Origin of the sequence: Saprospira grandis DSM 2844, from assembly GCF_000275825.1 — a bacterium.
GTDB lineage: Bacteria > Bacteroidota > Bacteroidia > Chitinophagales > Saprospiraceae > Saprospira > Saprospira grandis_A.
This window is the reverse complement of sequence record NZ_JH719942.1, coordinates 2,386,550-2,400,321: the sequence shown is the minus strand read 5'-3', so window position 1 is coordinate 2,400,321 and position 13,772 is coordinate 2,386,550. Positions and strand designations below refer to the sequence as shown.

The window sequence follows — 13,772 nt, the reverse complement described above, 5'->3', positions numbered from 1 at the left end:
AGCGTACTGATCGGGCTTTATATTTTTGGCTAATTAGCTTCTTAAAAAAGAAAGCCTCTTAGTTGCGAGCGTAGCTGAAGTCTTGGATTACAGTAGCTCCTTCAAAAACTGATACAGTTAGGTAAGCACCGCTGTAGTAGAACTCAGCATTTTCAGTATCACCAGCACCGTCGATGTAGTTAGCGCGGAAATCTTGAGGATAGATGCGTACAGAAGCTGCAGTTTTAGGAGCAGGTACATCGATTGAGTAAGTACCATTAGCGCCTACAGTAACGGGGTAGTACATGTACTCAGAACCGTTGTTCAAAACAGAAACGTTAGGGAAATCGTCGGGATCAACGCGAACGATAAGCTCAGTTCCGCTAGGAGCGTAAGTATCGGCAGAAGTAGTGTCATTTACGGGAGCGTAAACAATACCAGAGATAGTAGCCATACCTGGATTTTCCATTACAGTTACTGCTTGAGGATCATCAACTTTTTTACAAGAAGTGATAGAGAAGGCAAATACAGCCAAGATGAAAGTTACAACTGCTAGATTTTTCATAGCTTATATAATTAAGTGGTAATTATTAAAATAAGAATATAAAAGGGAAAATATAAAATGAACAGAAGTTCAGATTAGAAGTGGAACATCAAGTTGATAGCTCCTCCATAATCGGCAGTGTTGATACCGAATTCGGTCAAAGTACCAGCATCTACATCAGTGATTTCAACCGCCTCTTGAGTAACGGGGTTAAACTCTTCTGTAACTACTTGTGAGCGGTTAGTACCTCTGTAAGCAATACCTAGGTAGAACTCAGCGCCCAAAGAGATTTGGGGAGCAACGAAATACTCAACACCAGCAAAACCACGAGCTCCGATAGAGAAGCTGTTTGCACCTCTTGCAGAAACCATACGGTCAGCTTGACGGCTGCTAGCACCTGAGTTAAAGTTAGTAGTTGTAGTAGGAAGTTGGTTATCTACAGACATTTCGTTACCGTAAGTATAAGTAGAGCCAGAAGTGCTCATACCGATATTGGCTTCAGCACCATAAACACCTACGATACGGCCTTTGCTGCGGCGCCATTCTAGACCACCACCCAATTCTACAGTGAAGGTGTTAGACACTAGTTCATCTTCTACCTCGATGTTGGTCTGGTTTTGACCGTCTGTCATCACGCGGTTTACTTGTTGAACAGTGTTTTGGTTTAGGCGGAGGCGACCACGGATAGCTTGGCTTTCCGAAAGGAAATACTTACCGTACAACTGCAAGCCTGAGTTATTGTCTACATAAGTAGCAGACAAGTTGTTGTTGCTTGTGTTGTTGAAGAAGTCACCGACATAACCCAAGAAGGGGGCAGCATCAAAGCCAATAGCGAACTGGCCAGCTTCGGGCATTACGTCTAGACCATTCTTGCTGGTTACTTGTTCTACCTGAGCGTTAGCTCCAGCTGCGAACAAAACCGCCATCAAAAAAATCGTCAGTTTTTTCATAATGAAAATTAAGGTTTAAAAATGAACAGCTAAACATTAGGGAAATGTTTGACTGCATTAGTAAATATCTGGATTGCTCTTAAGAGGGCTCGTCCTCCTCTTTAAAATTTAAGAGCGCCATGAATTACAGTGCAAATGTAGGGGCCTTTACCCCATAAAAGCAAGTCTTTTTTCTTTTTTTTACATTTTTTTAACAATCGTTCAAAAAACGCTAATTACGAAGAAGTTAGACCACTATTTTTCGGCTAAAAAAACAGGTCTTTTGCTTATTTATTTTTAATCTTAGTCCAAGCTTCCGCTACGCTATCTACAGGCAGTTGGCAAGCATAATTTTCACAGATAAATATTTTGCTTTTTCCGTCTGTTTGTTCTCTGCCCAAAAGTAGGGGGAGAGAAGACTGCTTGGGGGTAGCGGCATAGATCAGATTTGGCGCAAATTGACTTTGCATTTCCGCCGCCCAATTAGCAAACTCTGGGCCAACAATGGCCACTTCTTTAGTGGGGTATAAAATCTTAAATAAAAAGTTGGCCCATCGTCCAAAGGACTGAGGATATTTGCGAATACTTTTGCGCATAGCGGCGGCCATTTGGGCGGCTCGTTCTCTATATTCGGCCTTATCTAGGAGGATGCCTAGCTGCTCTAAGTTGTGCATCAGGCTTGAGTTTCCAGAGGGGGTGGCGCTATCGTAGAGGTCTTTTTTGCGGTACAAAATATCAGTTTGTTGCGCAGAGCTATAATAAAAGAGGCCAGCTTCTGCCGAATAGTCTGTTATGCAGGCTTGCATCAAGTGGTCGGCCTGCTGCAGATGCTTTTCCTCAAAACTGATTTCATAGGCCAAGAGTTGGGCTTCTATCAAAAAGGCGTAATCATCAGAGAAGGCGAGTTGTGGGGCAATTTTCTGGCCTGCATAGCTGTGTAGGAGTTGGCCCTTTTCATTTTGCAGGCGCTTTTCTATTTGCTCCAAAATGCCAAAAGCCGCCTTTTTATATTCAGGTAAGCGGATGGCCTGATAGGCTTTGAGTAAGGCGGTTGCCAAAAGGGCGTTCCAAGAGAGGATAATTTTCTCATCTCGGCCAGGGCGGATGCGCTGGGCTCTGATGTCTAGCAAATGCGCCTTAATTTTATCTAATTCTTGCTGTAGTTCTTTGGGGTCTAGCTTACGGCTTTGGGCAAAGCCGGCCAGACTTTGGGGGCGGCGCAAGATGATTTTGCCCTCCCAGTTTCCGGCGGGAGAAGCATCATAAAAGTCTAAAAAGATTTGTTTCCAGGGTTGGGGCCAATTAGCGAGGGCGTTTTGCAGTTTCTCCCAGTTCCAGACATAAAACTTTCCTTCTTCGCCTTCAGAGTCGGCATCTAGGGCCGAGTAGTAGGTGCCTTCTGGGCTTTGCATTTCGCTTTGCAGCCAGTTCCAGCATTCGGCAATAGTTTGGGCGTAGACTGGTTTTTGGGTTAGTTTATAGGTATCGGCCAATAGGCCGATGAGCAGGGCATTATCGTAGAGCATTTTTTCAAAATGCGGAATTTTCCAGTAGCGGTCTACGGTATAGCGGGCAAAGCCACCGCCCAATAGGTCATAGATGCCGCCGTAAATCATGGCATCTAGAGAAAATTGGAGCTGCTGCATGGATTTTTGGTCCTTTTCGTGGTAGTAGCTATTTAACAGGTAGCGCAAAGACATGACAGAGGGAAACTTTGGGGAGTGGCCAAAGCCGCCAGCTTGTTCGTCAAAATTGTCGGCCAATTGGTCCAGACAGTAGTTCCAATCGCTGGTCTTAAATGGCGAGTCGCCATTTTGGCCAAAGTCGATGCCCTCGGTCATTTTGTCTTCTCCTTTTTGCAAGAAGTTGTAGAGTTTATCGGCTTGGTCGATAATGGTTTGGGGTTGTTCTTGCCAGACCTTGCTGAGGTTGCCGAGCACTTCCATCCAGGAGTTTCGGTTTTGCATTCGGCGGGGCGGAAAGTAGGTACCGCCAAAGAAGGGGCGGCCATTGGGGAGCAGAAAGCAGTTGAGGGGCCAGCCGCCTTGTCCGCCGGTTACCAATTGGACGGCCTCCATATAGATATGGTCTAGGTCGGGTCGTTCTTCTCGGTCCACTTTGATGCTAACAAAATGCTGGTTCATGAACTCCCCTACCCTAGGGTCTTCAAAGGATTCTTTTTCCATGACGTGGCACCAATGGCAGGTAGAGTAGCCGATGCTGAGGAGGATCATTTTGTTTTCGGCTTTGGCTTTGTCTAGGGCTTCTTGGCCCCAGGGGTACCAGTCGACGGGGTTGTGGGCATGTTGTTGTAGGTAGGGGCTGCTTTCTTTTTGGAGTCGGTTGCTGTATTTCATTTTGTTGTTGTTTTTTTGGGGCGTTACTCCTTACAGTCGTCGAACTGCGGCTTGTAGCCTTGTTGTCGTTCTGCAGCTTGCTGCTGTTTTGGGGCCTCCTGCCTGCGGCAGGCGCTACGTTTCGCAGCTCGCTGTTCGCTCGGCCCTGCGGCCTCACGGCCTTGGTCTGCAGCTTCGCTGCACTGCTGCACATCGCTAGGCCAGCTGCTTTTGGCTAAAAATAAGGGCTATTTGGGATTTTCTTGCGCTAATGCGCTTTAATTTCTGCTGTAAGGGCGGTATTCGTCGCTGCGCTCCTCATTTGCTGATAATGTCCCCGCCCACCCTCCCCTCTGCGGGATTCCTTCCGGAATCCCTTGGGGAGTTTGGGCCAATGGCTATTTTTTTGGGGTGAGGAGCGGAGCGACGAACGCCATGCTGGGCGCTTTGGCCCCCAAGGCCAAAGGAGCCCAGCCCCCAGGCGGGGGCGGCACGGGGAAAACCCAAAACTGAAATGAAATATGTTGAGGGCCTGATAAAGTAATGCCTAAAGAAGAAGGTGGCCGCCGCCAGCCGCCGTCCGGGCGCGCTTGGCGCGAGCCGGCGAAGCTTGAAGCCGCAAAGCGGCTTGTAGCTGAGCCGCGGGGCAGCCTGGCCTAGGGGCCTGTAGGGGTGGCCGCAGGCCAGAGCGAGCAGGCAAAGCCTGCGAAGGGCCGAGCAGACCTGCGAGCCCCAAAAGGGCCCGGCCGCCGAAGGCGGCAGGCCCCAAAAAAAAGCTACTCTAAATAGAGCAGCTTTAAGACCTTTTAGTGCAGTTCTTCTTTTTCTTCTATCGCTGCTTGGTAATCACTTAACTTTAAGCTTTTACTCTCTTGGGTGGCTGGAGCCTGCGATACGTTTCTGTTGCCATACCAGCTTCCGTTTCCTTTGCATCGGCGGCGTTTTTTATAGGGGCTTGCACAAGAGGCCAAAACAAAAACAGCTAAACAACTTAGGGCAATAATCGATTTAGTTTTCATAATAAATAGTTGTTAGTTCTAAAAAATGGGAATATATGAATAAACGAAATCCAAGTCACAAACGCTGGCTTATCTTGGCTATTTCTGGTCTTTTGCTCACAGGTTTTGGGCTTTCGCTCCTAGGTGAAGCCATTATGGCCAAGGCCCAAAACGAAAGCTTTTATAGCTGGGGGAGTTGGGGCACGGCTGCCCTGCTCTGCTTCAATGCCGGGCTATCGCTTTTTGGGGGCGCTGTTATTGAGCGCTATAGACTGTTGCAGCAAGCCGAGCAAAAAGAAAACTAGCTTTGCCTGCCGGGCTCGGCCCAACTGGCTGCAAGCCAAAAGGATGAGCGCTGCGAAAGGGGACCCAGCCCCCCCCTGAGCCTCATAAAAAAAGCCCTGCTTCTAAGAAACAGAGCTTAAAATTAGCGATTTGGAGGCTAAGCCTTTTCTTCAGCCTGTACCCGCAACTGAAAGCCATTGCCATGAATATTGACAATCTCGATATTTTCATCGGGCTTGAGATACTTGCGCAACTTAGTCACAAATACATCCATGGAGCGGGCCGTAAAATAGTTGTCCTCGCCCCAAATTTCTTTGAGGGCCACCGATCGGGGCAAAACGTCATTGACATAAACGCAGAACATTTTGAGCAACTCTGCCTCCTTGGGTGATAATTTGTCTTCTGCGGTACTGCCATCGGCTGCCGTGAAGGTTAGAATGCGCAAAGGATAATCAAAATGGAAGCGGCCAAACTCAAACTCCTTGGCCGAGCGATCCTTCTGATCTGTTCGTTGGCTGCGCTTGAGCACCGCCTGAATGCGATAGAGCAACTCCTCAGAGGTAAAGGGCTTAGAGATATAATCATCGGCTCCGGCCTTAAAGCCCTTGATGACATCCTCTTTCATGGTTTTGGCCGTGAGAAAGATAATCGGAATCTCTTGGTCCAGCTGTCGGACATCCTTGGCCAAAGAAAGGCCATCTTTTTTAGGCATCATCACATCAAAGATGCAAAGATCGTACTGCCCCTCCTTAAATTTTTCTAGTCCTTGTTCGCCATCTGTAGCCAAGACGACATCAAAGTCATTCATTTCTAGGTAAGAAGATAATACATCGCCAAAATTGCGATCATCCTCTACCAGTAGGATTTTATTGTTCTCAGTCATAGAGTCTTTTATTTTTTAGGGTTACTGCTCTTCATCGATTGCTTGAAGGTTCGCATAAAATGTACCAAATTTTAACATTTGGCGGCTTTAATCCTCCTGATGTTTATATGGAAAAAAAAGTGTGAAGCGGCTCCCCTTGCCTTCTTCACTTTTCACCTCGATATGTCCGGCATGAGCTGTTACAATGGCCTTTACATAGCTTAGCCCTAGGCCAAATCCCTTAATATCATGAATATCGCCTGTGGGGACCCGATAGAATTTGTCAAAAATATGTCGACGCGCCTCCTTAGAAATGCCCAAACCATGATCTTCTACCGTAATTTTAATTCCGCCAGAAGCATCGCGACTATGCAAAATGATATGTGGTTTTTCAGGGGAGTACTTATTGGCATTATCCAATAAGTTATGAATAATATTTGTAAAATGCGTTTCGTCGGCTTCTAGTTCGTGCTGGCTAGCTTGTAAATCGAGCTCTATTACCCCTTCTTTCTGAGCCAATTGCAGCATAATCTTCTCTGCCGCATCTCGCATAATCTGATGGGCATCTATGATCTCCATATTTAAGGAGAACTCTTTTTTGTCTATCCTCGCCATCTGCAAGACCTTCCCCACCTGCGAGTTCATCCGCTCATTTTCCTCCTTAATAATATGTATAAAGCGCTCGGCTTTATCCACCTTGCCCATTTTCACAAAGTTGCGCACGGCATCGGTGGCTAGTGAAATGGTAGCAATAGGCGTCTTAAACTCATGCGTCATATTACTCAAAAAGTCGCTTTTCATTTCAGACAACTTCTTTTGTTTCAGGATAATATGAATTGTATAATAAAAGATAAAACTCACAATCCCCGTAAAAAAGATCGTCAGAATAATATTGGCCAATAAACTCTGCCAAATATGGTACTGTTTATAGGGAAAGTCAATATAAATCCGGGCTGTTTCCTCCTCCAAAGAAGGGTACAAACTCGCCATATATTTAAAGTCTTCTTTCTCAAAGTAGTCTTTCTGCTCGGCCTTCTTACAAATGGGGTTGAGGCGCAAAAAGCTATCGGCTCGCACATCATAAACACCGTAGGCATAGGGACCCTCTACTCCTTTTTTGCTCAGCTCAATTTCAATCAAACGATTGAGTTTAGACCAATCCAAACGCTCCGTCAAAGGAATATTCTGCACCAAACTATGATGCGTAAAGTAGGTCTTAAATTGGGTCATAAAGGCTTGCCCGCCCCCTTTTTTCCAGCTTCGGCTCCTCTTCTCTCGGCTAAAAAAGACGGTTTGCAAACGCCCAACTCCCTCTACCTCAAAGGTATCTACAGAAACCGCTTGGTTATTGGTATCCTGATAAATTAAAGAGGTATGTATGGCCTCCACCTCGGCCAAGGTCCGCAGATCCCGCCCCAAATCTTGCCCTTCCGACAGTTTAGGGAGGTCGTACATTTCTGCCATCCGCTTAATATCAGCCTGCTCCAATTTAGACACCACATGCTCTAATGCCGCATGAATATTATTGTCAAAAAGCTCGGCATTGAGCATAATAGCCCGCTGGATCGAATAGACTTGTACGCCAAAGATCCCCAAAAGAGCAATGCTCATCACCCCAACAATTCCTATAATAGACGATCGATTCATTCCATTAACTAATTTACTGCTTCCAAGAAAGAAAGAATCCCTGATCTTCAGAAGGTTCTAAAGGCTTTTTTGTTTTTTTTAATGTCTCTACTGCTTTTGGGGCCTCCGCAGCGGCTTCGCCTTGCGGCGCTACGCTTCAGGGCTCGCAGGTCTGCTCGGCCCTGCGGCCTAACGGCCTCGGTCTGCGGCTTCGCCGCCCCCTTTCGCATCGCTAGGCCACTCCCTTCGGTCGTTCTAGACCCAAAAAAAAGGGCCACTTTTCAGCAGCCCCAAGTTTTATTTACTATAACTAGATTTTCGCTTTTCTACAAAAAGTGCCGAAATAGAACGGTGCTCATGAGTGTTCCTTATGGCCCGAGAAAATAACTTAGCCGTAGAAACCACCTTAATTTTTTCACTCTTTTCCTTCAGCGGAATTGTATCCGAAACCACCAATTCGGTCAAAACTGACTTTTCTAGGCGCTCATAAGCTGGGCCAGAAAGGACCGCATGCGTACAAACCGCCCGCACCGAACGCGCCCCCTTGTCAATTAAGGCTTGGGCCGCTGTGCATAAAGTCCCTGCCGTATCAATAATATCATCGACCAAGATAACGTCTTTGCCTTCTACATCTCCAATTACGGTCATCTCGGCAATTTCATTGGCCTTTTTGCGGTATTTGTCGCAAATGACTAGGCCACAATCAAAATGCTGCGCATAGACTCTCGCTCTTTTGGTGCTGCCCACATCCGGAGAAGCAAAAATGAGGTTAGCAGTATCCAAGCCTTCCAAATATTCAAAGAAGATGCCCTCACTCTTTAAATGGTCTACGGGAATATCAAAAAATCCCTGAATCTGATCGGCATGTAGGTCCATGGTCATAATCCGATTGGCCCCAGCCGCCATCAGTAAATTAGCCACCAACTTGGCCCCAATGGCCACCCTCGGCTTGTCCTTGCGATCCTGTCGGGCAAAACCAAAATATGGAATTACCGCCGTGATGTAGCCTGCAGAAGCCCGCTTGGCCGCATCCATCATTAAGAGCAATTCCATGAGGTTTTCTGTAGGCGCAAAAGTAGACTGAATGAAAAATACATAGGCACCACGAACCGATTCTTTGATGTTTGCCTGAAATTCTCCATCCGAAAAACGCTCAATACTCATGTCTCCCAAAGGCTGACCATAGTAGTCTACAATCCGCTCGGCCAGATAACGAGAATTTTGCCCAGAAAAAAGTTTTACATTACTAACGAGTTCCATAATAGGAGGAAGTTTTAATGAAATCCGCTACAGATTTCTATGAATGCAATCTAAGTTGTTTGAAAATATAAGCTTTTAAGCATATCCCTAAAGCGCAATGCCCCACTGCTCCATAAAAAAAGCCTTCAGCCAAAGGCCAAAGGCATAATTCATTTATTTAGAGCGCAGTAAATAACGCATATTAGCAATTACAATATATTTTAAGGTTTGGTTCGAGCCCTCAACTAAAAAGATTTCCGACTCTTTTGAGGTAACTTCATTAACTACCTTCAGAACGCGGGCGGGTACCTCTTTCCCCTTGATCGGATCAAAGAAACGCGAACGCTTGTTTTTCTTGATCTTAAAGACCTGCTTGGGGGTGGCCTTGTTTCGGCTATCACTAATCTTAATAAACTGCTCCCGCTTCTTCCGACGCTTGCCCTTAGGGATAACCACTTCCTCAAACTCAATGCTCACCAAATCCTTGGCGTAAATCCGATTGAACTCCAAATGATCGTACTTCAGTTCTAAGGTAGAAAATGGCACCACTTTCTGCTTATACAACTGCTCCTCATCCACCAAACTCACATCACCCAATTGCGTAAAGTATAAACGGTCTCTGTTCAACTGATAATCTGGAGTAGGCGCTATATAATATATATGCTCCGAACTCGTCGGCTCCTCCTGATAATGCAATTTCACCAAACGGCCACGGTCACAATGAAACTGAATAAAACCCTGAATCTCTGGATTCCGCAAGTCAATCAAGGTCATTACAAAGCCAAAAGCCTTTGATTCCGTTTTATGAATGTGCATAGTCACCGGCTCTTTATTAGGCGCAGCATCTATGCCCGCTGTCGAAAACCGAATCTTTTCACTAATCGTGACCTTGGTCCCCTCAATTTCAAAAATGGCTTGCCCATGCTCTAAGGGACTGTCATAATGCGCTCCCCGCAATTTGGTCCGATAGGGAAAAATAGTGTTTCCCCTTAAGTCATAATCATATAAGTAGTCCCGATCTTCTACATAAGTGAATTTCTTTTTAGGTACCTCCGGAACCTGTGCCGAAAGTATCTGCGGGACAAATAATATCGTCAAACAGAAAATGAGTAGTTGTTTCATATTAGCTTATTCGATGAAGTCATTTAAATGTGGAATTTCGGTCGCTATAGTTTCAACTAATATACCAAAAGCCCCCTAAACCTTTTAACTAAAGCCGAGAAAAACGGTCTGAAGTATCATCCTGTATGCTCCGTAGGAGCTCTTCTAGCTTGTTCTCTACGCCCTCCAAACAGGCAGGCAGAGCAAACTCCTCGGCCCGATAATGATAGAGCCGCCAAGCCTTGTCTACATACTCCAAGGCCGAACGGTGCTCCATCCAATCGCCTGAGTTTAAGTAGGTCAATTGCCCAAAATCTGTCACAATCTCCCGATGCTGAGGCCGATGTACATGCCCACAAACTACATAGTCGTAGCCCTTGGCCAAACCCACCTCTATCGCTTTTTGCTCAAAGTCATTCATTTTTTGTACCGCCGCCTTTACCGAGGCCTTCAAGCGCTTAGAAAACTGACTAGGCGGTACCCCCAAAGGCTTCAACAAACGGTTCACCCCCCGGTTCAGTAGAATACTCCAATCATAAAATTGCCCCCCTATCTTGGCCCAAAAACGCCCCTTATGTACCGAGGGATCATAAGCGTCTCCATGAAAGAACCAAGCCCGCTTGCCATCCAACTCCAAAAGCAATTTGTCCTGTAAGTGAATGTTGCCCAAACGAAAAGGCGTCAACCGACGCAAACTGTCGTCATGGTTGCCCGTTAAGTAATATACCGGCACTCCAGCCTCTGCTAAGTTCAGAAAATGCCGCAAAACGGCCCAATGAGCCCGCGGAAAATATCCCTTCCGAAATTGCCAAATGTCTATAATGTCTCCATTCAAAATGAGCATTTTAGGCGCCAAGCTCTGCAAATATTGCAATAAGGCCTTGGCCTCCGAACCCTGGGTGCCCAAATGCACATCAGAAAGGACCAATATGTCGATTTCTCTTTTGTCTGCCATGGGGGTATTTTGGAGCTACTGCTTCTTGCCTACAAAACTAATGTATTCCCAAACTCCCATATAGGCAGACCGCACTTTGTTCACGATGGGCTCAAAGTTGTCCCGCAAAAAAGGACGCAGATGACCATCCATCCGCACATGATGGTTGCCCATATGACTCTTGAACCAAGCTTGCTTGCTGTCATGAAAATCTACTACCGCTATATACCCCCCCACTTTCAAGTCTTTCTTCGCCTGCTTCAATAGATCTTCCCACTGTGGGTTGATCATGGTCAATGAATAGGAAAACAAAATGGCATCATACTGCCCGTTTTGCCCCTCCGCATCCTGACCATAAGGCGCATGCACAACCTGCACCCGCTGACCAAATGGCGCCACCTTCTTGGTCGCAATATCTACCATATCCGTAGAGACCTCATAGGCCTTGATCTCCGCAGCAGGAAAGGTCTCGGCCAATATCTTCGTATTGAAACCCGTCCCACATCCTACTTCCAAGATCTTTATCGAGGCATTCCGCTCCAACGGAATGTCTTTAATCACTTCTACCCGACCAAAGAGAAAACTCCATCGCGTTAGATCATAAATTTTTGACTGAAATTTGTAGTACTGGTCCATACTACTCGCTTGCTCTCTCGAGTCTTTATGTGCTGTTCCCATGCGCTAATTCTTGTTCTTGATGTACAAACTTATTTCACTGTCCCTAAATAAACACTGCCGTAAGTCCCTACCCGATCCTGAAAATGACTTTCCTTCAACTCCTCCTCCGAGGAAACCCAACTGACCCGCTCTTTCACAAAATCCGGAAAGAAGTCGATCCGCATAGCCGCAGAACGCATCAAGATTTTTGTGCCCGGCCGACTGTTCGCCAAGATGCACTGCCACTCTTCCTCTAAAGCTGGCACATCATGCGCCGCCAACCAATCCTGATGGTCCAATAATACATAATGACTATATTGCCCCGGATTGTCCTTGAGAAATTGCGAAAAACTTGTGGTATGCGTATGGATATTGTCCGCCCGCTCTCGCAATGATAAATAATTCTCCTCCCGCAAATAACTCGGACAGCAATCTTTGGTGTAATGCCCATTCACATAGACTTGCCAAAAGTAGTTTTCCTTAATGTCCAATTCCGTAAATACATGCCGAACCGCATCTACCACAAAACTACTCACCCCACCCGGATATTCTTCAGTAATTAACCGACGCTGCGCTCTAGGTACACCCGCCAAAGCCAAAGAAAAATGCCGACTGATGGTCCAACGTACCGCCTTGTTAAATAATTTGCGCTCTACCTGATCAAAATATTGCTCCTGCTCTTCTAAGGTCTCCGCCTTGAGCAATTTTAATACCTTGCTGTGCAAACTAGGCCGCATCTGCATATATCGCACAAATAACCAGGCTAATGTCCCCGAAGATCCTCTATAATAAAAACTCTTCTTAGGCCCCTTGCCCTCAAAGTAACTCATCTTTTGATCCCAAAATTCCTGCGCATAAGCCGGCAAATGAGAACGCAATTGCTGCCGATAAACTTCCTCCGCCTGCGCATGCTTGCCATCGCCAAAGTAGTCGTACAACTCATCATAAGAGCTATGCTTAAATAAACTCTTCTTAAATTCTAATAGGGCGTTCTGCCGAGAATTTAAATCAATACAATGAATGGCCTTGGGGGCATCCAACAGATAATCTAGGGCATTGCATCCCGCACTCGTAATCATCACAATTTCGCTGTCTGGCTCAATTTGCATCAGTTCACGGTCACAACGAGGATCTTCCCAACAAATGTTGTATACAAGGCTCCCACCATGCACATTCTTAAATATCCAGTCTCTAAAATGGTTAATCATAAAGTTTAGTTTGTTCGCCCAACTTAAGGGCAGCTGAGGGCCTTTGCTTTCAGACCCAACTAGTTTGGGCAAAAATAAACATTTTTTGCAGACTGACTAAACTAGATTTTAAGCACAACAAACTCCTCCCCTTCCCTTCCTTCTTCTTTCTTTTGTTTTTGGGGCCTCCGCTGCGGCTTCGCCTTGCGGCGCTACGCTTTGGGGCTCGCAGGTCTGCTCGGCCCTGCGTCGCCTTCGGCGCCTTGGTCTGGCCTGACGGCCACCCCGCCGCATCGCTAGGCCGTTTGGCCTTCGGCCATCACTGCGGGTTGAAACCCGCAGGACCTGAAAACAAAACCTATTCGCTCCAGCCTAAAAAAGCAGGAGATGCTATTTGCAATTTGTGAAACGGCATTTGTAAAGCAAGGGAAGCTATTCGCAATTTGTGAAACGGCATTTGTAAAGCAAGGGGAAGCTATTCGCAATTTGTGAAACGGCATTTGTAAAACAGGGGATGCTATTTGCAATTTGTGAAACGGCATTTGTAAAGCAGGGGATGCTATTTGCAATTTGTGAAACGGCATTTGTAAAGCAAGGGATGCTATTTGCAATTTGTGAAACGGCATTTGTAAAACAGGGGATGCTATTTGCAATTTGTGAAACGGCATTTGTAAAACAGGGGATGCTATTTGCAATTTGTGAAACGGCATTTGTAAAACAGGAGATGCTATTTGTAATTTGTGAAACGGCATTTGTAAAACAGGGGATGCTATTTGCAATTTGTGAAACGGCATTTGTAAAACAGGGGATGCTATTTGTAATTTGTGAAAGGGACTGTTCGGGACTGTTCGGGATTTTGTGTATTAGAATAAAATTTGGGCCTTTAGCTTGTTAGGAATTGGCCAATAGTCGCCTAGGGACAAGCCCCTAGGCTAATCCAATGGAGTCAGCCCTCTACGAGGGCCTCAACTATTGATATACAAGGCCTTGTTCAGTTGTTATCACAGAGAAAAACCTCATCCAAAGGCCCTCTTTAGAGGGCTGTCTGAAAAAGCTAGCCTAGGGGCTTGTCCCTAGGCAGCAAAAATGGGAAAC

General features: G+C 46.0%; 13 protein-coding genes. 2 read left to right on the top strand and 11 right to left on the bottom strand.

Annotated features, from left to right (window positions below; translation table 11 throughout):
• Window positions 1-58: 58 nt before the first annotated feature.
• The 4 genes from SAPGRDRAFT_RS11050 to SAPGRDRAFT_RS11030 all read right to left on the bottom strand — a co-directional run bounded on the left by SAPGRDRAFT_RS11050 (window position 59) and on the right by SAPGRDRAFT_RS11030 (window position 4,807).
• Window positions 59-544: a hypothetical protein gene (locus SAPGRDRAFT_RS11050; RefSeq protein ID WP_002659344.1), complete on the bottom strand. Its 486-nt coding sequence runs from the start codon at window positions 542-544 to the stop codon at window positions 59-61.
• A 74-nt stretch (window positions 545-618) separates the two neighbouring features.
• A complete protein-coding gene (locus SAPGRDRAFT_RS11045; RefSeq protein WP_172635358.1) occupies window positions 619-1,449 on the bottom strand; it encodes a hypothetical protein in 831 nt (276 codons plus the stop codon).
• 290 nt (window positions 1,450-1,739) lie between these two features.
• Complete coding sequence (locus tag SAPGRDRAFT_RS11040) at window positions 1,740-3,809, bottom strand: thioredoxin domain-containing protein (protein WP_002659342.1); 2,070 nt, start codon at window positions 3,807-3,809, stop codon at window positions 1,740-1,742.
• A gap of 785 nt (window positions 3,810-4,594) precedes the next feature.
• Window positions 4,595-4,807: a hypothetical protein gene (locus tag SAPGRDRAFT_RS11030; protein ID WP_002659341.1), complete on the bottom strand. Its 213-nt coding sequence runs from the start codon at window positions 4,805-4,807 to the stop codon at window positions 4,595-4,597.
• Between the two features lie 35 nt (window positions 4,808-4,842).
• Between SAPGRDRAFT_RS11030 and SAPGRDRAFT_RS11025 the strand changes: the two genes are divergently transcribed.
• A complete protein-coding gene (locus SAPGRDRAFT_RS11025; protein WP_002659340.1) occupies window positions 4,843-5,091 on the top strand; it encodes a hypothetical protein in 249 nt (82 codons plus the stop codon).
• Between the two features lie 137 nt (window positions 5,092-5,228).
• On the opposite strand, the gene SAPGRDRAFT_RS11020 is transcribed toward SAPGRDRAFT_RS11025, so the two are convergent.
• The 7 genes from SAPGRDRAFT_RS11020 to SAPGRDRAFT_RS10985 form a co-directional block, all read right to left on the bottom strand.
• Window positions 5,229-5,954 carry a response regulator transcription factor gene (locus tag SAPGRDRAFT_RS11020; protein ID WP_002659339.1) on the bottom strand — a complete coding sequence of 242 codons (726 nt, stop codon included), beginning with the start codon at window positions 5,952-5,954 and terminating at the stop codon, window positions 5,229-5,231.
• A gap of 87 nt (window positions 5,955-6,041) precedes the next feature.
• Window positions 6,042-7,580: a sensor histidine kinase gene (locus SAPGRDRAFT_RS11015; protein ID WP_002659338.1), complete on the bottom strand. Its 1,539-nt coding sequence runs from the start codon at window positions 7,578-7,580 to the stop codon at window positions 6,042-6,044.
• A gap of 276 nt (window positions 7,581-7,856) precedes the next feature.
• Window positions 7,857-8,819: a ribose-phosphate pyrophosphokinase gene (locus SAPGRDRAFT_RS11005; RefSeq protein ID WP_002659337.1), complete on the bottom strand. Its 963-nt coding sequence runs from the start codon at window positions 8,817-8,819 to the stop codon at window positions 7,857-7,859.
• Between the two features lie 153 nt (window positions 8,820-8,972).
• Complete coding sequence (locus SAPGRDRAFT_RS11000) at window positions 8,973-9,920, bottom strand: hypothetical protein (RefSeq protein ID WP_002659336.1); 948 nt, start codon at window positions 9,918-9,920, stop codon at window positions 8,973-8,975.
• Window positions 9,921-10,008: 88 nt separating this feature from the next.
• Window positions 10,009-10,854: a UDP-2,3-diacylglucosamine diphosphatase gene (locus tag SAPGRDRAFT_RS10995; RefSeq protein WP_002659335.1), complete on the bottom strand. Its 846-nt coding sequence runs from the start codon at window positions 10,852-10,854 to the stop codon at window positions 10,009-10,011.
• Between the two features lie 15 nt (window positions 10,855-10,869).
• Window positions 10,870-11,511: a class I SAM-dependent methyltransferase gene (locus SAPGRDRAFT_RS10990; RefSeq protein WP_002659334.1), complete on the bottom strand. Its 642-nt coding sequence runs from the start codon at window positions 11,509-11,511 to the stop codon at window positions 10,870-10,872.
• A gap of 29 nt (window positions 11,512-11,540) precedes the next feature.
• Window positions 11,541-12,698, bottom strand: coding sequence for a DUF3419 family protein (locus tag SAPGRDRAFT_RS10985; protein WP_253271310.1), 1,158 nt, complete (start codon window positions 12,696-12,698; stop codon window positions 11,541-11,543).
• Window positions 12,699-13,191: 493 nt separating this feature from the next.
• Here SAPGRDRAFT_RS10985 and SAPGRDRAFT_RS10980 point away from each other — a divergent pair, with 493 nt between their 5' ends.
• On the top strand, window positions 13,192-13,572 hold the full coding sequence (locus SAPGRDRAFT_RS10980; protein ID WP_002659331.1) for a hypothetical protein: 381 nt from the start codon (window positions 13,192-13,194) through the stop codon (window positions 13,570-13,572).
• Window positions 13,573-13,772: the final 200 nt, after the last annotated feature.

What these genes read in the sequence shown, in the direction of transcription:
- SAPGRDRAFT_RS11050 (WP_002659344.1), bottom strand. Translation starts at nt 544, where the DNA reads ATGAAAAATCTAGCAGTTGTAACTTTCATCTTGGCTGTATTTGCCTTC.
- SAPGRDRAFT_RS11045 (WP_172635358.1), bottom strand. Translation starts at nt 1,449, where the DNA reads ATGGCGGTTTTGTTCGCAGCTGGAGCTAACGCTCAGGTAGAACAAGTA.
- SAPGRDRAFT_RS11040 (WP_002659342.1), bottom strand. Translation starts at nt 3,809, where the DNA reads ATGAAATACAGCAACCGACTCCAAAAAGAAAGCAGCCCCTACCTACAA.
- SAPGRDRAFT_RS11030 (WP_002659341.1), bottom strand. Translation starts at nt 4,807, where the DNA reads ATGAAAACTAAATCGATTATTGCCCTAAGTTGTTTAGCTGTTTTTGTT.
- SAPGRDRAFT_RS11025 (WP_002659340.1), top strand. Translation starts at nt 4,843, where the DNA reads ATGAATAAACGAAATCCAAGTCACAAACGCTGGCTTATCTTGGCTATT.
- SAPGRDRAFT_RS11020 (WP_002659339.1), bottom strand. Translation starts at nt 5,954, where the DNA reads ATGACTGAGAACAATAAAATCCTACTGGTAGAGGATGATCGCAATTTT.
- SAPGRDRAFT_RS11015 (WP_002659338.1), bottom strand. Translation starts at nt 7,580, where the DNA reads ATGAATCGATCGTCTATTATAGGAATTGTTGGGGTGATGAGCATTGCT.
- SAPGRDRAFT_RS11005 (WP_002659337.1), bottom strand. Translation starts at nt 8,819, where the DNA reads ATGGAACTCGTTAGTAATGTAAAACTTTTTTCTGGGCAAAATTCTCGT.
- SAPGRDRAFT_RS11000 (WP_002659336.1), bottom strand. Translation starts at nt 9,920, where the DNA reads ATGAAACAACTACTCATTTTCTGTTTGACGATATTATTTGTCCCGCAG.
- SAPGRDRAFT_RS10995 (WP_002659335.1), bottom strand. Translation starts at nt 10,854, where the DNA reads ATGGCAGACAAAAGAGAAATCGACATATTGGTCCTTTCTGATGTGCAT.
- SAPGRDRAFT_RS10990 (WP_002659334.1), bottom strand. Translation starts at nt 11,511, where the DNA reads ATGGGAACAGCACATAAAGACTCGAGAGAGCAAGCGAGTAGTATGGAC.
- SAPGRDRAFT_RS10985 (WP_253271310.1), bottom strand. Translation starts at nt 12,698, where the DNA reads ATGATTAACCATTTTAGAGACTGGATATTTAAGAATGTGCATGGTGGG.
- SAPGRDRAFT_RS10980 (WP_002659331.1), top strand. Translation starts at nt 13,192, where the DNA reads ATGCTATTTGCAATTTGTGAAACGGCATTTGTAAAGCAGGGGATGCTA.